This window comes from Lactobacillus sp. CA30L, assembly GCF_059900845.1.
Genome location: NZ_JBWXGB010000005.1, coordinates 108,344 through 125,593, shown reverse-complemented (window position 1 = coordinate 125,593; position 17,250 = coordinate 108,344). Strand labels below are relative to the sequence as shown.

The following is a 17,250-nucleotide window of genomic DNA, read 5'->3' as shown; positions in this document are numbered from 1 at the left end:
TGGAAGAATCATGAATAAAAAAGAACTACGGCAAAAACAGATTAAAAGGTTAAGCGCATATGCGGGTACGAGGGAAAAAGCCCGCGAAGATGAGGCCCTGCTCGGGCAAATAATGAAGTGGAAAATGCTTGCAAGCAGTCAAAGTATTGGCATTACTTCTTCTTTGTCCTATGAAGTTGACACTTCCAAGTTGATAGCACGCCTCTGGGTTCTGGGCAAGGACGTGTACTTGGCGCGCGCTAACGATAACCGTGAGCGTACCCAGGATTTTATTTATTACAGCTACACGAGCAAGATTACCAAGTCGAAGTTCGGCGTTGAGGAAGTCAGTGATCCTGACGCCCGGATTAACAACAAGCTGGACCTGATAGTCGTTCCCGGCCTGGCCTTTGCGCTTGACTCCCACGAGCGCCTGGGCTTTGGTGGCGGCTACTACGACCGCTTTTTGGCCCAGCACCCGGACACAAAAACGGTTGCCCTCGCTAATTCGCAGATGACTTTTGCAACAGCTGCCTGGCAGCCCGAGAAAACGGACGTGCAGATTCAAACGATTATTACGCCGCAAGCGGTCATGCAGAGGTAGGAGGGACTGGCAAAGATGGATCAACGTCAAAACCTGAAAAATTCATACGTGACCGTGGGCATCCTGGTTGTGCTGCTGGCTGTTTTTCTAATTGAGGTGGCACTCGGCGGGTCAGAGAACACCTTTGTCCTGGTCAAGATGGGGGCGATGAGCAACTACGCCGTGGTGGCCGGCGGCCAGTGGTGGCGGCTCTTTACCGCCCAGTTTTTGCATATCGGCATCATGCACCTGGTTTCTAACGCCGTGATGATCTACTATCTAGGCATCTCCATCGAGCAAATCCTGGGGCACTGGCGCTTTCTCTGCTTGTACCTCTTGTCCGGCGTTGGCGGCAACCTTTTGAGCCTTGCGTGGGGAAGCGACCGGGCTATTTCCGCCGGCGCGTCAACCGCTTTATTCGGCCTGTTCGGCGCCATGACGGCGATTGCCGTGTGCAACCGGGCCAATCCAATCATCACTTACTTGGGCCGGCAGGCCTTTTGGCTGGCCCTAATCAATATTGGCCTCGACCTGTTTGCACCGAATATCGACATTCAGGGCCATATCGGCGGCTTCCTCGTCGGCTTTTTGATCGTGCTGATTATTGGTGACCGGATGCAGCGCTATTCCGCCAAGTGGCGGATTGTTGCCGTGTGCGTGCTGATCGTTTACTGCGTTGCTGCGGTTAGAATGGGTATGATAATCAAACTATAATGAAGACACTATATGATGTACAGCAGCTTTTGAAGAAGTACGGCATTTTCGTCCACGTGGGCCGGCGAATTTGGGATATTGAGCTGATGGCACTTGAACTTGACAACATCAACCGCGCGCATTTAATCGACCAGCACGATTACCTGGTGGCCAAGCTAATCCTGCGCCGTGAACACGAGTATGAGGAAAAGATACAAAAAAGATAGGCGTGGCTCTTAGAAGAATTTAGTAGTATATTATCCTTATAAGCTTTTTGGGAGTGAAGAAAATTTATGTCAACTTTTTTAATTATTATTGACGCAGTATTATTGATCGTGATTTTGGCCTTCGTTTTGACGTGGCTGTGGAACAAAATTCAGACTAAACGCCTCGGCCACGGCGACTTGACCAATGATGAGTTCAACAAGGGCATGCGCAAGGCGCAAATCGTCGACCTGCGGGAGAAGGCACCGTTCAAGCGCAAGCACATTGATGGCGCGCGCAGCTTGCCGTACACCATGCTCAAGTACCAGTACGCTGAGCTCAGGAAGGATTTGCCCGTGTACCTGTATTCGGATTCTTTGTCCGTTACTTTGCGTGCGGCTAGATTCCTGCAAAAAAAGCACTTCACGTCGATTAAATGGTTGAAGACCGGCTTTGACGAGTGGAACGGCCGCACCAAGTCATCTAAATACTAAGTAAAAAAACATGTTTGCAGGTTGTTCAAACGTGTTTTTTTAGATATTAATAAAAGGGGAAAAGGAAAGCAAAAGATGCAGAAAGTTCTAGCGGTCGTGGGGCCGACGGCGATTGGCAAGACCAGTCTGGCGATTAAAATCGCCACCCGGCTGAACGCCGAGGTGATTTCGGGGGATTCAATGCAGGTCTACCGCGAGGTGGCAATCGGGACCGCAAAGGCAACGCCGAGCGAGCAGCGGGCCGTCCCGCACCACCTTGTGGACACGCAATCGGTTTTTGAGCCGTACGCAGTGACGGATTTTGTTGAACAGGCGCAACGTGCGGTTGCGCAGATCAGTGCCCGGGGCAAATTGCCCATGCTCGTTGGCGGCACCGGCTTTTACGTGAACGCGCTGCTCAACAAGATGCAGCTGGGCGAAGGAAACAGGGAGCAGGGCGGCGTTGACGCGAGGTGGCTCGACCTGCTTGAAGAGGCGGGTCCGGAAAAATTGTGGCGGGAATTGAATGGTTTGGACCCGGAGGCGGCGGCCAAAATTCCGTCCGCTAATGTCCGCCGCATTTTGCGGGCATTAACGGTGATAGCCCGGACGGGGAAGAAGTTTTCGCAGCAGCAAGACGCGATCCCGCTGCGGTATGACTACCTGATTATCGGCCTCAACTCCCAGCGCCAGGAGATATACCGCCGCATTGAAAAGCGCGTTGACCAGATGATGGAAGAGGGGCTGCTCGCGGAGGCGGAGTTTGTGTACCGCAACCGGGCGCGTGAACACCAGATTTTGCAGGCAATCGGCTATAAGGAATTTTTCCCTTATTTTGCTGGCGAATGCGACCTAAAAGACTGCGTGGCTATGCTTAAGACGGCGTCACGCAGGTACGCCAAGCGCCAATTGACGTACCTGCGCCACCAGTTGCCGGTAGTGTGGTTTGACCCCTTGAACGATCCCGCGTGTTTGCGTAAAATTGAAGAAAAAACGGAGGAATGGATGAATGAATAACTGGCCGGTCGAATTGCAGCAGATTGTCAGCACGGTGGAGCAGCAGATTGCGCCGCAGCTGGCAAAAATCGACGAAAATATCCTGTATAACCAAAACAAGGTTTTACAGGCGTATAAGGACCACCAAGTGGCTGAGGCTGACCTGATGGGGAGTACCGGATACGGCAGTGACGACAGCGGTCGGGACAAGCTTGACCGCATCTATGCGCAGATTTTTTGCACCGAAGATGCCCTGGTTCGGTCGCAGTTTGTTTCCGGGACGCACACGCTGGCCACCGCAATGGCCGGCAACCTGCTGCCCGGCGATGAACTGACCTACCTGACGGGGATGCCGTATGATACCCTGCAGCAGGTGATCGGCATTGCCGGTGATGGTCGTGGCAGCCTGAAGCAGTACGGCGTGAAGTTTTCCCACGTCGACCTGAAAGACGGTGAGGCTGATTTTGCTGCTGCCCGCACGCTGCTGGCAGGGCACCAGCCCAAGATGGTTGTGATTCAGCGTTCACGCGGCTATGACACGAGGCAGAGCTTTACCGTGGCGAAGATTAAACCGATGATCAAGATGATCCGGGAGGTTTCCCCCGGCAGCATCATTTTTATCGATAACTGCTACGGCGAATTCTCCGAAATGCACGAGCCAACCGAATACGGGGCTGACCTGATGGCCGGTTCCCTGATTAAAAATGCGGGTGGTGGTCTGGCCAAGGTTGGCGGCTACGTGGTCGGCAAGCACGAACTCATCGAGAACACGGCGGCCCGTCTGACGGCGGGCGGCATCGGGCGTGAAGAGGGTGCCAGCCTCGACAACAACCGGGACTACTTTGAGGGACTGTTCCTCGCGCCTAGCGTGACGGGCAACGCGATTAAGGGCGCAATCTACGCTTCAGCGCTGCTGGAACGGATGGGCGTCCAGGTAACGCCGCGCTGGAATGATGACCGCACGGACCTCATCCAGGCCGTTGTTTTCCATGATCAGGACAAGATGGTCAGATTTGCACAGGTTTTGCAGCAGAATTCCCCGGTGAATTCATTCGTCGATCCCATTCCGAGCAACGACACGGGCTACGAGGACAAGGTGATCATGGCTGACGGCTCCTTTGTTGACGGTGCCAGCATCGAATTTTCCGGCGATGGTCCCATTCGTCCGCCCTATGCACTCTATATGCAGGGCGGGCTCACGTATGCCCACGTCAAGATTGCGATTACCAACGCGGTCAACGAGTTGTTCTATCAAAACTAGCCTGCCCCCAGTAAAGCTTTGGTAAAAGTTGGGCGGCATAAGCTATACCACTTTACATTTGTGCGGTGGTTTGCTAACCTGTTAATCAGTTTATTGCATGGAAGACATGCTCTTATTGATTTATACCAATTATTAGTTATATATATTTTAGGTGGAGAAGCATGACAAAGAAAATTTCAGCAGATGATATTAGAAAGAGTGTCGCGGACGATGATGTGCGTTTCTTGCGGCTCATGTTTACCGACATTAACGGTACCCTCAAGGCAGTTGAGGTACCCAATAGTCAGCTGGAAAAAGTGTTGAATAATGATATTAGGTTTGACGGCTCTTCAATCGACGGTTTTGTCCGTCTGGAAGAAAGCGACATGGTCCTGTACCCGGATTTTGCCACCTGGTCCGTCTTGCCGTGGACGGATGTGCAGGGTGGCAAGATTGGCTGCCTGATCTGTTCGGTGCATACTACGGACGGCAAGCCGTTTGACGGCGATCCGCGCAACAACCTGAAACGGATTCTGGCGCAGATGAATGACATGGGCTTTTCGGCCTTTGACATTGGCTTTGAAGCCGAGTTTCACTTGCTTAAGCTCGACCAAGACGGCAACTGGACGACCGAGGTGCCGGACCACGCCTCCTACTTTGACCTGACCTCACAGGATGAGAGTGCAAGCTGCCGGCGCGACATTGTTGAAACGCTGGAGAGTATTGGCTTTGAGGTCGAAGCCGCCCATCATGAGGTCGGTGACGGCCAGCAGGAAATTGACTTTAAGTTTGACGATGCGCTGACGACTGCCGACCGGGTGCAGCTGTTCAAGCTGGTGGTCCGCGAAATTTCCAAACGGCATGGTCTGTATGCCACATTCATGGCCAAGCCGCTGCAGGGCCAGGCGGGCAACGGCATGCACACGAACATGTCCCTGTTCCGGGGCAAGAAGAATGCCTTCTATAACGCAGACAACAAGTTCCACCTGTCTAACGACGCCCTCTACTTCTTGAATGGCATCCTGGAGCACGCCCGGGCAATCACCGCTGTTGGCAACCCGACCGTGAATTCGTACAAGCGTCTGATTCCGGGCTTTGAGGCCCCAGTCTACATTTCTTGGGCGTCCAAGAACAGGTCTCCGATGGTCCGGGTGCCGTCAGCCGAGGAGATCAACACGCGGCTTGAGATGCGGTCCGCTGACCCAACGGCCAACCCCTACCTGCTGCTTGCGGCCTGTCTAGCCGCAGGTCTTGCCGGGATTAAGGAAGAAAAAATGCCGATGGATCCGGTTGACTGCAACATCTTCACGTTGACTGAAGAAGAACGCAATAAGGCGGGCATCAAACCGCTGCCGTCGACACTGCACAATGCGCTCAAGGCGTTTAAGAAGGATGAGCTGATCAAAGCCGCTCTTGGCGAGCACCTGACGCAAAGCTTCATCAGTTCCAAGGAACTGGAATGGTCCCAGTATGCCCAGTCCGTTTCGGACTGGGAGCGTAACCGCTACATGGGTTACTAGGGCATGGGGATAAGCCGCTCTAGAAGGTTTGCCCGCAAGTGCATTAAAAAAGGCAAGATGACACTAGGAGTCGTTAAAAGCAAAAAAGCGAACGTTGCTGTAGTAACGTTCGCTTTTTTGCATGTGTGATACATTAATTAATGGCTCTTTGTCAAATATTCTAAAGTAGATAGAGCTTAATAATATTTTTGTTTAAGCAACAGGTTGATGCTCTTTTTAATACAGCTTTTGGTTATCCTAGTTTAATCCGGGCCACCAGAGGTATTAGTTGTTTTCCCTAGTTACTATATTTTGCTTGAACTGCTGGCAGATGGTTATTTAGAAAGAGCTAACTAGCTTACTTCTGGCTGAACATAATTGCGGTTGCGGCCAGGTCGACGGTGTAGGTCGTGTTTTCAAGCGGCCGTTTCGTCATGCCCTGGTCGGTTGAATAGATGATCAGGCAGAGCTTGCTGCCGGCCGGAATTTGGTAGTAGGTGGGCTGCAGTTTAAAACTGAGATCATAAAACTGGCCTGGTTTAATTGCCTGCGGCTTTTTCATGTCGGCGTAATTTTGCAGGTTCATGTGCGCCTTGGTAATCATTTTTGCGCAAGTCGGCTTGTCCGGCATGAATTCCTGCAGCGTATCGGTGCCGAAGCGGAAGCCCAGCTCCTGACCGCCGGGCATGATAAACTTCGGCGTGGCCGTCAACCGCTTACGCTCGCCCACCTCAACCAGGGCAACCGATAATTGGCCCTTGTTCAGACTGGACGATACCCGCAGCTTGACTTCTGGTCGGCCGACAATGGTAACGGGATGGATGAATTCATCTGTGGTAAAGCGCAGGCTAGGCTTGCTCCACTGCTTGTCGCCAGAGATAAACTTATACTGCCACGCGCTTTCGCTGATGTGGGCTTTTTTAAATTCCGTGCCCCCCTTGTCCACGAAGGAAGGGTGGCCCGTGCCGTTGCCATCTTTTTGCAGTTCGCCGTCGTCGGTTGGGTAGTAGACCGTGGTGTGGCCGATGTTATTGCTCCAATCATCTTCAGCGTGCCAGCGGTCGGCCTGCAGGTTGTCCTGGACCATCACCGTCGGCCACTGCCGGTCGGCCCCGTTATCGACTTCCAGCAGCTCATGGACGAACCATAGGTTCATGAGGTCGGTAAAGTCAATCGAAACTAAATTGTTCATGTTGTAGTGCGGACCCTGGTGCAGGAAAAGGTGGTGGTCAACGGGCAATTTTTTGACCTTTTGCCAAATTTTGTAGACGTTTTTGGGTTTGACGTTCCAATCGTTTAAGCCGTGAACGCTGATCCACGAGCACTTGATGCCATCCGTGTGGTGGCGGTAGTTGCGGGCCTCCCAAAAGTCTGAATACTGTCCGGTTGTCCGGTCGGATTTATCCAGCAATTCCTTTTGCATTGCGTCGTACTTAGACTTAATCTTCAGGAAGTCGCCGGCATCCAAGAGGTTCGACTGGCACGTCTCGGCCAGGAGCTCCAGGTCTTCACCCTGGCAGTCTTCCGGTGCTACGACGAGGCCATGTTCACGGTAATAGTCGTACCACGACGAGATTGCGGCTTCGGAGACGACGGTCTTGAGACCGGCCACACCGGTCGTGGCGATGGCAATCTGCAGGGTGCCCAGGTAGGAGCGGCCGGTCATGCCGATGTTGCCATTGCACCAGCTGGCCCTCGTTTCGTGCGTGCGTGTGCGGTCTGTGTAGGCAATGCGGTCGCCGTGCAGCCACTCGATGATTTCCTTGGCGCTTTCGGTTTCCTCGGGCGCCCCCGTGATGCGGAGTCCATCGCTGCCCCGCGTGCCGATTGCACCCGCAAAGACACTGGCAAAACCACGGGCGAGCATGTACTCGTTCAGTCCGTATGAGGATTTGCCCACGGCCTTTTCCGTTGACGGGTACGCCGTGCGTGCGGAAGCGGCGGGGCTTAAAGCCGGCACCCGGTTTGAGGCCTGATACTGCGGGTTGGTCCACTGGGTTGCGTCCGTCAGGTTCTCGTCAACCGAGTGGTTGCGCTTTTCGTTGTCAATGATTCCGCCGAAGTAGGGGCTGGCGGTGTAGAGGGCAGGAACGGGCAGGCGGTCGCTTTCGGCCGGCCGAAAAATAGTGGTCTGAAGAAGATCGGACCGACCATCGCCGTCAGTATCAAGGTCGCTTTCAACGTAGACCACCTCACGAATAATCTTGCTGGTATCAAAGACCGGCAGGCTTTTGCCGTTGAACAAAACAAACTCATCTGCCGGAAATTCGCCCCTGCGGTCGAAGAAGTAGCCCCTGCCGGCCATGACGTCAATCAGAAGCTGACCGTTTTTGGAGCGCGTGTTCAGCAGGCGGTAAAAGGCCGTGATCAGGTCGGACTGATCGTCAATGCCGCTGACAACAGGCAGATTTTGCTTGTTCATGAACTTGACGGGCGCATTCAGATCATAGTCGTAGTGCACGTGGTAGCCCAAAAGCTGCAAAGCGACGTTGTAAAACTCGTCCGGCGACATCTTCTCGGGGTGCCGGGCCAAAAAATCCGCCAGGTTTTCCGTCTCTGAAACGGCAAATTCACGCAGTTTGGCGGACCGGGCGGGACTGTCTTTACGGTCAACCTCCGCTAGGGCATTCTTGACCATTGCGGATAGTAGCTCGCCGAAGGACCGCGTTTGGTAGTCGGCCGGCAAAAATTTGATGGTTAGCAGTTCGTTGACCTGCGTTGCAAAATTGGTTTCAACGTAGGCGTATTGGTTATATTTCATTTTTTTCTCCTTTTTTAACTACTTATTGTACCTGTTCTGTCAAAGATAGGAAAGGAGACAAAAAAAGCGGGCTAATTGCCCGCCTTTTTTATAGCCACGTCTTCTGGTAAACGTCTTCGTTAAAGCCGCAGGTTAGTTTATCGCCCTCGACGACCAGCGGCCGCTTGATCAGCTTGCCATTTTGTGCCATCAAGTCCGCGGCGTCGGCAATCGTCATGCCGTCCACCTTGGTGCTCAGGTGCAGCTTGCGGTAATCCTGGCCGTGCGTGTTGAAGAAGTACCTAAGACCGCGGTCCTGGTGCGCGGTCATCCACTTGACTAGGTCCTCCTTTAGCGGCGGCTTTTCCACCAAATCCTGAAAATCAACGTCAACGCCGTGCTCCTTCAGCCACTTCTGCGCACTGCGCGAGGTTGAGCACCGCTTATACCCGTAAAATTTGATCATTCTTCTGCCTTCCTTTTAATTCTCTTATTACCCATTATAGCAAGCAAGCGTAAAAAATGTGGCGGTCCGTCTTACTTGAAGTCAAGTTTAAAGTCCCGACTGGTGAAGTAGTGCAATTTGGTATTAAAAAGATAAGCGCTTAAAAGCCCCAAGACAACGGGCAGAATGAAAAAGAGCACAACGATGAGCAAGATGTTGCCGGCGGTGGCGGGCCGACCAGCCATTGCCGCCAAGGGCCCGATCAGTCCGGAAAAGCCGAAGCCAGCAGACATGGGCGTGCCCTTGATCTGAAACAATGCGCCTAGTGCCCCCATGATTCCGGCATTAATTAGAAGCGGAAGCAGCAGCTTGGGTTTGGTCATCAGGTTGGCCATCTGCATCTTGGGTGATCCCAAAAAGTGGGCGATCGACGTGCCCACTGAATTGGCGCGCCAACCAAAGATTGCAAGGGCAAAGGCGGCAGCGGTGATGCCCAGGTTGGCCGCTCCGGAAGCAATGCCGGAGATGCTGATGGCGGTGGCGATGCCGACCGATGAAATGGGCGACACAACCAATAAGGCAAAGACCACGCCCATGATGAGCCCCATGAAAACAGGCTGCAGGTTCATCAGGTGCTTGATTGCGACGCCAATGAGGGTGGTTGCCTGGCCGACGGGTATCCGGGTCAGACAGCCAATTCCGCCGGCAATTAGCAGGACCAGCAGGGGAACAAGCAGGATGGTGTAGGCCTTGAATTTCTTGCCCAGAATAAGCACGAGGCCGTAGCCGATCATAATTGTAATGGCGGTGTTGATGACGTCGCCGCTGCCCGTTACCAGCACCTTGCCGTTGACCGCGGCAAAGCTGCCTGCACCGGCCGTGGCTGCGAGGGCCAGGGACGATGTCTGGATGGGCGACAATTTAGCGGTCATGCCCACGCAAACGGCACTGATTGCCGGCAGGAGGGCCGCAGCGAAGGCGGTCAAAGCCAGGACAAGTCCAAGTTGCGGCCAGACGGGCAGAAATAGCTTGACCAACTGATTGACTAGCGCGCCGGGAATCAGCGCAACCACAATACCGGTAGAGAGGCCATTCAGCGTGTCCAACACGATTTGCTTGAATATTTTCATTTGCTATCTCCTATAATAAATTGTAGCAGGTTGATGAGAAAAGGGGTCGGCCGGCAGCTAGCTGTTCACCGGGCACAACGTAGACCGGCGCAGCCTGCACCGGATCATTTTTCTGCTTGGCCATATTAGCTATACCTTTATTCACACCGAAGAGTTGCTTCATATGATACCTAACCACCCCTGATGGTGCAAGTTGTTTTTTTGGCGGCAGGGCGGATCAGTTAGCTGTGGAAGCCCAGTTGCGTTCCCATCCCGTCTGCTCGCGCAGACCGATACCAAAAAAGCTCCTACGGTTAACGGTTGCTAACCATAGGAGCTTTGTGCGTGTACTATTAAAAGCAAAAGCCGCCTTAGTTTGAGGACTAAGACGACTTTCAGTTTTTTTGAATCTCATGACCATATGCGATCCGTACTTATCATAACATGGTCAGCAAATTTAAGCAACGTTCCAAGCTGAATTGTTGTAATGATAGCCAAATGTTAGCCAACGTTAAAGCTTCTGGTGCTTATTAATAGTTTATTTAGCAACAAAAAAGCCTTGGAACCAGCGGTTTTGGCTCTTCAAGACTTTCTGAGATCTACTAAAAATGATCCGGGTGAGATTCGAACTCACGACCCACGGTTTAGAAGACCGTTGCTCTATCCAGCTGAGCTACCAGACCATGCAGAATTTAACGTTCTCCGTAAGAACATTAATTATTATAGAGAAGATTGGGGTTAATTGCAACCAGAAATTTTAGCGGGCGCGAGTTGGCAGCGGGACCGCTTTTGCAAAAGGCCGCGCGGACCTGGGCCTTTCTGGGGGGACGGCAGGGTTAGGAGGTCTCCCAAAATGCGGCGATAAGCAGGCCAGTCGCTAGCACTTTGAACACAAATTTACGTGTTTTTTTACCGGCTAATCTGTATAATAGGGTAAATTACTGTATTATGGTGGGAAAATTATGAAACGCACAATTTTAAAATTACTGGCCCTTGTCGGCCTGCTTGTGGCCCTTGTGTCCGTCACGCGGCCGGTCAAGGCTGAGGTTGACTACGATATTGAAAACAACACGGCAATCGCTCGGGTGAATGCCGACGGCTCGCTCACCATGAAGCGGCGGATCACCTATAGGTTTGATGATGATGCCCACGGCGTCTACTACACGCAAACCCTGGCCAAGGGTCAGAAGATTCAGGACCTCAAGGTTTGGGTCCAGGACAATAATCAAAAGAGCAAACCGGCCCAAAACTTCCAGGAAGAACGGTATGAAAATCGGGAACGCTTCAAGGTCTTCCATGCGGTAAAAGAAGATAATCGCTTCACGGTCACCTACCGCTACAAAATTACGCGTGCAATCACCAACTACCGCGACGTGGCCGAGTTGAACTTTATGATTATCGGCAACGCCTGGGACAGCGACCTGGACCACGTCAAGGCCAGCGTTGTTTTTCCCGGGCCGGTCAAGGGCCTGAAGGCCTGGGCCCACGGCCCGCTGTCCGGTCACATTGCGGTTTCGCCTAAAGAAGGCCGGATCGTGATGACCGCCGATGATTTGCCGGGCGACGCCGGCGTGGAGGTCCACACGATCTTTCCGCTCAGCGTTACCCCCAAAAACAAGAATGTAATCGACCAGAATCACCGCCAAGCAGTCTTGAAAAAGGAGGCCGCGCTGGCCAGGCAGGCCAACCGCAGGCGCCAGCGCAACCAGGTCTTTGAAATAATCTTGATTGTCGTTAGTGCCATAGCCGGCGTCTTTGCCATCATTAGGGGTTTTATGACCAAAGAGCTGGGGGCCAAACCCGTAAAGATCAAGGAGCTCGCGCACAACTATGAAATTCCGGACGTTGACCCGGTGACCGCACAAGTGCTTGACACGGGGACAAACCCGGACAGTCGCGCCTTCACGGCTTACCTGATGCAGCTGGCTGCACAGAAGAGGGTAAAGATTGAGGACTACAAGGAGGGGCGCAGGACCTACTACCGCATCACCCTGCTTGATGCGGAACTGGTCAGCCAGGAGAAGCTCCTGGCGGCGCTCTTTAACGACGTCGGCAACGGACAGTCGTTCACGACCAAGCAGCTGAAGCGCTACCACCATAAGAACCTGGGCAAAAGTTTTGACTCGTGGTCCAAAGACCGCAAGCAGGCAGTTAGCGATCAGGGCCTATTGTCGACTAAGATTGCCGAGCAGCGCAGCCTTAATCAGACCGGCCTCATTTTGTTGATGGTTATCAACGTGGCGGCCGCAGTTATGGCCGTTGGCATCTTCCACCGCTACACCGCACTTGTTTTAATAGGCGAGCCCATCATTGTGGTTTTGGCAATTATTGCGTTCGTGCTGAGCACGCGGCGTGTTTCGATCTACACGGCTAAGGGCGCAAAGGAAACCGACAAGGTGCGCGGCTTTAAGAAGATGCTTGACGACATTGGCCGCTTCAAGATGCGTGACGTCGGCGACCTGGTCCTCTGGGAGGACATCATGCCCTACGCCGTGGCCTTCAACCTGGCCAAGAAGGTTCTAAAGGAGCTGAAGGTCGAATTCAGTGACGAGGAACTGGCGCAGGGTGGCTTCTACTTCTACGGTCCATTTTACAGCAGCGGCAGCGACGGCTTTGCCAGCAGCTTTAACGATAGCTTCACCGCGGGCGTTTCCTCTGGCTCATCTTCCGTATCCGGCGGGTCCGGCGGCTTCTCGGGTGGTTCATCCGGCGGCTTCGGCGGTGGTTCCGGTGGCGGGGCCTTCTAAAAACGCAGCGAGTAATATTCGAATAAGAGATAAATACGTGCGGGTTCTGAAGGAGAGTGCTAACTTCAGAACCCGCTTTGCTTTGTGCCGGGCTTTTTAAGTTGCTATACTTAAATTGCGCTATTAAAACAATTAATTAGAAAAGCTGGAATGAACATGTTTGACTACCGTAATAACTTGAAGAGAATTTTGAACCAGACGGCGGGCGACGACCAAAGCCTGACGAACGGTCTGGCGGCGATTAAGCTCATCCTGGGGATGGCGGCCGATAACAAAGACCAGGGCGGTAAAACGAGCAGCACCGGGATGGTTAGCCTGGACGCCGCACAGCTTAACCAGCTGCTTATTGACGTGGCCACGCTTTTGACTGTTCCCGGTGACCCCGCGGCCAAGAAAAGCGGTCTGGCGGCAATTCACAAGCTGCTGTTTGCAGTCCCGGGCAAGTCTGTCCTGCACCACGGCCTGACTGAGCTGGAGCAGGCCGTTCACAAGTCACAGGCGACGAGGGCGGCAATCGACCAAAAGGTGTTTGAAAAGGCCGTGCAGCCACACCAAAAGCCCAAGCGCGACTACCGCAAGGGCAAGCGCTACACGGTCATCCGCCTGCTGGCGGGGTGCGATCTGATTGACAACGGCAACCGCCGCGTCTTTACGCTCAAGGAATCGCAGATTCACACGCTGAACTTAAAGAGTGGCGATGTGGTCGAGGCAGTCCCACTGGAAAACAGCACGGTTTATGAGGCAGAAATTCTGCGGGTGGTCGGTTTTCGCCAGCTTTCCAGCATGGAAGTCGACCAGATCTCAACCTTTAAGTACGCGGTGGTGCAGGGCGCCCCGGGGCATTTGGCAATCAGCCGCAACATTAAGGGCCAAAAGCTGCGCGTCCGCGGCAAATCCGTTCTTTTGCCGGTTGATCCCAGCAAATTCCCGGAGGGCACGCCGTTTATTGGGGACGGAGCGATTGTCGACCTCGCGTGGTATGACGGCGACGTGCGCATTAAGAAGAATCCGGCCGCCGCGATTCAGATTCGCTGGATCTACCCGGTTGACCAGCCCCAGGCAGCAGCCGTGACGAAGAGGAAAAAGGCTAAGAGCACCCGGCCGGCAGATGAGCTGCCCCGCCTGGCAATGGACCTGCACTACCAGCGTGTGGGGATTGCGGTGGGCGACAACCAGAATGAGGCGGTGCTCGCGGGCATTGTCAACCGCTACAACGGTATTCCGGTTCCCGTCGACGCCTTCCAGGGCAAGAAGAAGGTGATGGAAAGGCAGATCAGGGACCTGGACATTGTTATTCTCGTGACGGCCTTTGCCGCACACGACAGCACCTGGAACATCCAGGAGTTTGCCAGCAAGTACAGTGTTAAGTTTGCCGTCAGCTCAAGCAAGGGCTATCAGGCCTTTGAACGGGCGCTCTACCGGGCGGAGAAGGGACTGCCGGCCTATGAGGGCAACCAGGCAATCGACTACAAGACCAATGACGGTTCATTTGGCAAGGTCCAGGACTAAGCAGCGACACAAGGCCAAGTCTTTAGTAAAATTTAATGAAATATGCGTCTTTCTTGTATATAAGTATTGCTTTTTAGTACAATAAGAAGTGAAATTTATGAGAGGAAGATGAGATGAAAACTAAAAAGCACGCACATACATGGCAATACTGGCTCTATTTTTTAGCCGGCCTGGAGATAATTGCGGTCGCAATCAACTTCTTCTACGCGCCGATTAACGTAGCAGCCGGGGGTTCGACGGGGATTGCGATTTTGGTTGATGCAGTTTGGGGGATCAACCGGTCACTGACGGTCTTCGTCGTCAACACCCTGATACTAGTCTTGGCGGCGATTTTCTTGGGCCGGGCGACGCTAAAGAGGGCGGCCCTGGGCAGCCTGCTTCTGCCCGTCCTAATGGAGGTTACGCCCAGCTTTAAGTTGACCGCAAACAACATGCTTGCGGTGATCTACGGCGGCATGCTCATGGGAATTGGCGTTTCGATGCTTTACCGCATCAACGCATCGGCCGGCGGTACAACAATCCCGCCGCTGATTATCAAAAAATATTTCTACGTCGATCCGGCACTGTCTTTGATGGTCATCGACCTTGCAATCATCGTCCTCAACCTGTTTGTGGATGGCACGGAAGCATTCTTGCTCGCGGCTTTTTCAGAAATCATCACGACGATCACGATGCGCTACACCGAGACCGGTTTTGACAAGAAGTACCAGGTGCGGATCATGAGCAACGATCAGCTTGATACTATTAAGGACATGCTGCAGCAGGATTATGACGGTCTGACCGTCTACAACGTGGTCGGCGGATACAGCGACCAGACTAAGCAGCAGCTGGTCATCGTCGTTGACACCAACGAGTACGGCCCGCTGGTCGCGAAGGCACGGGCAATTGACGCCGAGGCCTTCATCGTCACCGAGAACATTGCTAAGGTGCACGGCGGCAAGTGGCAGATCTGATTCTGCTCTTGGTGGAAACCTGCGGATTTGCGGGCTTTTCTTATTGCCAATTCGCGCGGGCAGTAGTATCATGAAGTAGTTGTATTTGTGGAGACCTCCACATCTGCAACCGCACATACTGGGGTCAGAAGTCTTTTAGCGAAAAGCACCCCAATTGGCGAGTCTAAGTATTTTTTGGAGGGTAGTAATGTACGCAATCATTAAAACCGGTGGTAAGCAATACAAGGTTGCTGAAGGCGATAGTGTTTTTGTTGAAAAACTTGACGTTGAAGAGGGTCAAGAGGTTACTTTTGATGAGGTAATTCTTGCTTCTGATGGCAAGGACGTTAAAGTTGGCACGCCGTTAGTCGAGGGTGCCAAGGTTCTTGCCAAGGTCGAGAAACAAGGCAAGGAAAAGAAAGTTGTTACTTTCAAGTACAAGCCTAAGAAGCACTCACATTCAAAATATGGTCACCGTCAACCTTATACCAAGGTTGCAGTTGAGAAGATTGAATTAAGCTAGAGGTAATACATTATGAATATTTTAAATCTTAAATTATTTGCCCACCACAAGGGTGGCGGTTCTACTGCCAACGGTCGTGACTCAGCTGGACGTCGTTTGGGCGCCAAGGCTGCTGATGGCCAAACGATTCATGCGGGTACGATTATTTATCGGCAACGCGGCACGAAGATTCACCCGGGCAAGAACGTTGGCCGTGGTGGAGACGACACCCTGTTTGCTTTGGTAAACGGCGTAGTTAAATTTGAACGTTTGGACAAGTACAGGAAGCAAGTTTCTGTTGTTCCAGTCGAAGAAGAAGCTAAGTAATTTAGTTCTTAACAAAAAGACGAAAAGCATATGCTTCTCGTCTTTTTTACGTTAGGGGTTTTGAGGCGCTAATATTTATGCTCTGGCAGCAGGAAGACGTTAGCGACAAAGTGCAAGCACGTGTTTGCGTATTAGGTGAGGATTCAGCATGAATGAAAAAGACGAATTGTTAACGCTGTTGACTAGAAGAATCGATCAGGTAACCACATTGGTGCGCGAGCGTGGTGCCGATGCACTGCTTGTTTTTAACCAGGCTAACTACCGCTACTTGACGAATTTTACCGGTGAGGAAGCCCAGCTGATCCTGACGGCCCGCGGTGACCGCATCCTGCTGTCGGATTCGCGCTTTGACAGCCAGATCAAGGCTGAAGCGCCGGGCGAAATGACGGTCATCATGAAGCGCAGCGGCCAGGATGAGGAGATCAGCAGGCAGCTGCAGGGTACCGGCCTGAAAAAGGTCTTGGTCGAAGGCGAATTTGTGTCGGTCGTGGAATTTAAGCAGCTGCAAAAACTAAATCCGCAGATTGATTTTGAAATCTGTGAAGAGTTGGTTGAGCGCGTCCGCAACGTAAAGGATGAGTTGGAGCTTGCGACGCTGCGGCGGGCAATCGATATCTCGATGGACAGTTTCAACGAGATTCTGCCCCTGATTAAGCCCGGTGCGGTTGAACGCAGCGTTGGTGCCAAGCTTGATTATTTCTTCAAGATCAACGGCGGCGATGGCCCCAGCTTTGACACAATCATCGCGTCGGGCGTGCGTTCGGCCTGGGCCCACGGCGTGGCCAGCGATAAGATGATCGAAACAGGCGATTTGGTCGTCATTGATTTTGGTGCCTTTTACCACGGCTACGCGGCTGATATCACGCGGACGGTGGCAGTGGGCAAAGTTGAACGCGAGCTGCGCCAAATATATCAGATTGTGCATGAAGCCCAGCGCCGCGGGATTGCGGCCGCGGTTGCCGGCAACCATGGCAGCGATGTTGACCGGGCGGCGCGTGACTACATCACGGAGCAGGGCTACGGCCAATACTTTGGCCACGGCATCGGTCACGGCATCGGCTTGGAAATCCATGAGTTGTGCCAGCCCGCACTGCCTTTTGGCCGTCAGGAACTGGTTGACAACATGGTGCACACCGTCGAACCCGGGATCTACTTGCCGGGCAAGGGCGGGGTGCGTATTGAGGACGACGTCCTGGTCCACGGGCAGACGCCAGAAACCCTCTCAACTTTGCCTAAGGATGAATTAATTTCTTTGTAAAAGTTCAGGATTAT

At 53.0% G+C, this 17,250-nt stretch carries 17 protein-coding genes, 1 tRNA gene and 1 other annotated feature; of the genes, 13 read left to right on the top strand and 5 right to left on the bottom strand.

The annotated features are described in order from the left end of the window. The first annotated feature begins 10 nt into the window (after window positions 1–10). The 7 genes from AC2JF8_RS07165 (at window position 11) to glnA (ending at window position 5,688) form a co-directional block, all read left to right on the top strand. The gene (locus AC2JF8_RS07165; protein WP_500762357.1) at window positions 11–583 is read left to right on the top strand and encodes a 5-formyltetrahydrofolate cyclo-ligase; all 573 of its coding nucleotides are present in this window, start codon (window positions 11–13) and stop codon (window positions 581–583) included. 15 nt (window positions 584–598) lie between these two features. Further along, window positions 599–1,276, top strand: a complete 678-nt coding sequence (locus AC2JF8_RS07160; RefSeq protein WP_500762355.1) for a rhomboid family intramembrane serine protease — start codon at window positions 599–601, stop codon at window positions 1,274–1,276. Then, window positions 1,276–1,482: a YqgQ family protein gene (locus AC2JF8_RS07155; protein ID WP_500729023.1), complete on the top strand. Its 207-nt coding sequence runs from the start codon at window positions 1,276–1,278 to the stop codon at window positions 1,480–1,482. The genes AC2JF8_RS07160 and AC2JF8_RS07155 overlap by 1 nt, the downstream gene beginning before the upstream one ends. Before the next feature lie 66 nt (window positions 1,483–1,548). After that, entirely contained in the window at window positions 1,549–1,953 is a 405-nt protein-coding gene (locus AC2JF8_RS07150) for a rhodanese-like domain-containing protein (protein WP_500729022.1), read from the top strand. Between the two features lie 75 nt (window positions 1,954–2,028). Further along, window positions 2,029–2,949, top strand: a complete 921-nt coding sequence (gene miaA / locus AC2JF8_RS07145; RefSeq protein ID WP_500762353.1) for a tRNA (adenosine(37)-N6)-dimethylallyltransferase MiaA — start codon at window positions 2,029–2,031, stop codon at window positions 2,947–2,949. Further along, window positions 2,942–4,189, top strand: coding sequence for a methionine gamma-lyase family protein (locus tag AC2JF8_RS07140; RefSeq protein ID WP_500762351.1), 1,248 nt, complete (start codon window positions 2,942–2,944; stop codon window positions 4,187–4,189). Before miaA ends, AC2JF8_RS07140 begins: the two co-directional genes overlap by 8 nt. A 161-nt stretch (window positions 4,190–4,350) precedes the next feature. After that, complete coding sequence (gene glnA / locus AC2JF8_RS07135; RefSeq protein WP_500762349.1) at window positions 4,351–5,688, top strand: type I glutamate--ammonia ligase; 1,338 nt, start codon at window positions 4,351–4,353, stop codon at window positions 5,686–5,688. 337 nt (window positions 5,689–6,025) lie between these two features. Here glnA and AC2JF8_RS07130 read toward each other — a convergent pair whose 3' ends face one another. The 5 genes from AC2JF8_RS07130 to AC2JF8_RS07110 form a co-directional block, all read right to left on the bottom strand. Then, window positions 6,026–8,428 (bottom strand): Xaa-Pro dipeptidyl-peptidase, encoded by a 2,403-nt coding sequence (locus AC2JF8_RS07130; RefSeq protein WP_500762347.1) that lies wholly within the window; start codon window positions 8,426–8,428, stop codon window positions 6,026–6,028. Window positions 8,429–8,516: 88 nt separating this feature from the next. Then, window positions 8,517–8,873: an arsenate reductase family protein gene (locus tag AC2JF8_RS07125; RefSeq protein ID WP_500762346.1), complete on the bottom strand. Its 357-nt coding sequence runs from the start codon at window positions 8,871–8,873 to the stop codon at window positions 8,517–8,519. A 71-nt stretch (window positions 8,874–8,944) separates the two neighbouring features. Continuing rightward, window positions 8,945–9,982 (bottom strand): PTS sugar transporter subunit IIC, encoded by a 1,038-nt coding sequence (locus tag AC2JF8_RS07120; RefSeq protein ID WP_500762344.1) that lies wholly within the window; start codon window positions 9,980–9,982, stop codon window positions 8,945–8,947. A 10-nt stretch (window positions 9,983–9,992) separates the two neighbouring features. Next, window positions 9,993–10,145: a hypothetical protein gene (locus tag AC2JF8_RS07115; RefSeq protein WP_500762342.1), complete on the bottom strand. Its 153-nt coding sequence runs from the start codon at window positions 10,143–10,145 to the stop codon at window positions 9,993–9,995. A gap of 425 nt (window positions 10,146–10,570) precedes the next feature. After that, window positions 10,571–10,644: transfer RNA gene (locus AC2JF8_RS07110), tRNA-Arg, on the bottom strand. A gap of 279 nt (window positions 10,645–10,923) precedes the next feature. On the opposite strand from AC2JF8_RS07110, the gene AC2JF8_RS07105 reads away from it, so the two are divergent. From AC2JF8_RS07105 to AC2JF8_RS07080, 6 genes are all read left to right on the top strand, one after another. Next, window positions 10,924–12,708 (top strand): DUF2207 family protein, encoded by a 1,785-nt coding sequence (locus tag AC2JF8_RS07105; protein WP_500762340.1) that lies wholly within the window; start codon window positions 10,924–10,926, stop codon window positions 12,706–12,708. A gap of 156 nt (window positions 12,709–12,864) precedes the next feature. Continuing rightward, on the top strand, window positions 12,865–14,217 hold the full coding sequence (locus AC2JF8_RS07100; RefSeq protein ID WP_500729097.1) for a DUF2325 domain-containing protein: 1,353 nt from the start codon (window positions 12,865–12,867) through the stop codon (window positions 14,215–14,217). Window positions 14,218–14,330: 113 nt separating this feature from the next. Then, window positions 14,331–15,170 (top strand): YitT family protein, encoded by an 840-nt coding sequence (locus AC2JF8_RS07095; RefSeq protein WP_500762338.1) that lies wholly within the window; start codon window positions 14,331–14,333, stop codon window positions 15,168–15,170. Window positions 15,171–15,267: 97 nt separating this feature from the next. After that, window positions 15,268–15,345: a sequence feature (ribosomal protein L21 leader region), on the top strand. 12 nt (window positions 15,346–15,357) lie between these two features. Continuing rightward, on the top strand, window positions 15,358–15,672 hold the full coding sequence (gene rplU, locus AC2JF8_RS07090; RefSeq protein WP_500729012.1) for a 50S ribosomal protein L21: 315 nt from the start codon (window positions 15,358–15,360) through the stop codon (window positions 15,670–15,672). 12 nt (window positions 15,673–15,684) lie between these two features. Next, window positions 15,685–15,978: a 50S ribosomal protein L27 gene (gene rpmA / locus AC2JF8_RS07085; RefSeq protein WP_500729011.1), complete on the top strand. Its 294-nt coding sequence runs from the start codon at window positions 15,685–15,687 to the stop codon at window positions 15,976–15,978. Between the two features lie 148 nt (window positions 15,979–16,126). Next, window positions 16,127–17,236, top strand: coding sequence for a M24 family metallopeptidase (locus tag AC2JF8_RS07080; protein WP_500762336.1), 1,110 nt, complete (start codon window positions 16,127–16,129; stop codon window positions 17,234–17,236). The last annotated feature ends 14 nt before the right edge of the window (window positions 17,237–17,250 follow it).

Excerpts from the sequence above, each read along its gene's own strand:
- AC2JF8_RS07165 (WP_500762357.1), top strand. The coding sequence starts at position 11 with ATGAATAAAAAAGAACTACGGCAAAAACAGATTAAAAGGTTAAGCGCA.
- AC2JF8_RS07160 (WP_500762355.1), top strand. The coding sequence starts at position 599 with ATGGATCAACGTCAAAACCTGAAAAATTCATACGTGACCGTGGGCATC.
- AC2JF8_RS07155 (WP_500729023.1), top strand. The coding sequence starts at position 1,276 with ATGAAGACACTATATGATGTACAGCAGCTTTTGAAGAAGTACGGCATT.
- AC2JF8_RS07150 (WP_500729022.1), top strand. The coding sequence starts at position 1,549 with ATGTCAACTTTTTTAATTATTATTGACGCAGTATTATTGATCGTGATT.
- miaA (WP_500762353.1), top strand. The coding sequence starts at position 2,029 with ATGCAGAAAGTTCTAGCGGTCGTGGGGCCGACGGCGATTGGCAAGACC.
- AC2JF8_RS07140 (WP_500762351.1), top strand. The coding sequence starts at position 2,942 with ATGAATAACTGGCCGGTCGAATTGCAGCAGATTGTCAGCACGGTGGAG.
- glnA (WP_500762349.1), top strand. The coding sequence starts at position 4,351 with ATGACAAAGAAAATTTCAGCAGATGATATTAGAAAGAGTGTCGCGGAC.
- AC2JF8_RS07130 (WP_500762347.1), bottom strand. The coding sequence starts at position 8,428 with ATGAAATATAACCAATACGCCTACGTTGAAACCAATTTTGCAACGCAG.
- AC2JF8_RS07125 (WP_500762346.1), bottom strand. The coding sequence starts at position 8,873 with ATGATCAAATTTTACGGGTATAAGCGGTGCTCAACCTCGCGCAGTGCG.
- AC2JF8_RS07120 (WP_500762344.1), bottom strand. The coding sequence starts at position 9,982 with ATGAAAATATTCAAGCAAATCGTGTTGGACACGCTGAATGGCCTCTCT.
- AC2JF8_RS07115 (WP_500762342.1), bottom strand. The coding sequence starts at position 10,145 with ATGAAGCAACTCTTCGGTGTGAATAAAGGTATAGCTAATATGGCCAAG.
- AC2JF8_RS07105 (WP_500762340.1), top strand. The coding sequence starts at position 10,924 with ATGAAACGCACAATTTTAAAATTACTGGCCCTTGTCGGCCTGCTTGTG.
- AC2JF8_RS07100 (WP_500729097.1), top strand. The coding sequence starts at position 12,865 with ATGTTTGACTACCGTAATAACTTGAAGAGAATTTTGAACCAGACGGCG.
- AC2JF8_RS07095 (WP_500762338.1), top strand. The coding sequence starts at position 14,331 with ATGAAAACTAAAAAGCACGCACATACATGGCAATACTGGCTCTATTTT.
- rplU (WP_500729012.1), top strand. The coding sequence starts at position 15,358 with ATGTACGCAATCATTAAAACCGGTGGTAAGCAATACAAGGTTGCTGAA.
- rpmA (WP_500729011.1), top strand. The coding sequence starts at position 15,685 with ATGAATATTTTAAATCTTAAATTATTTGCCCACCACAAGGGTGGCGGT.
- AC2JF8_RS07080 (WP_500762336.1), top strand. The coding sequence starts at position 16,127 with ATGAATGAAAAAGACGAATTGTTAACGCTGTTGACTAGAAGAATCGAT.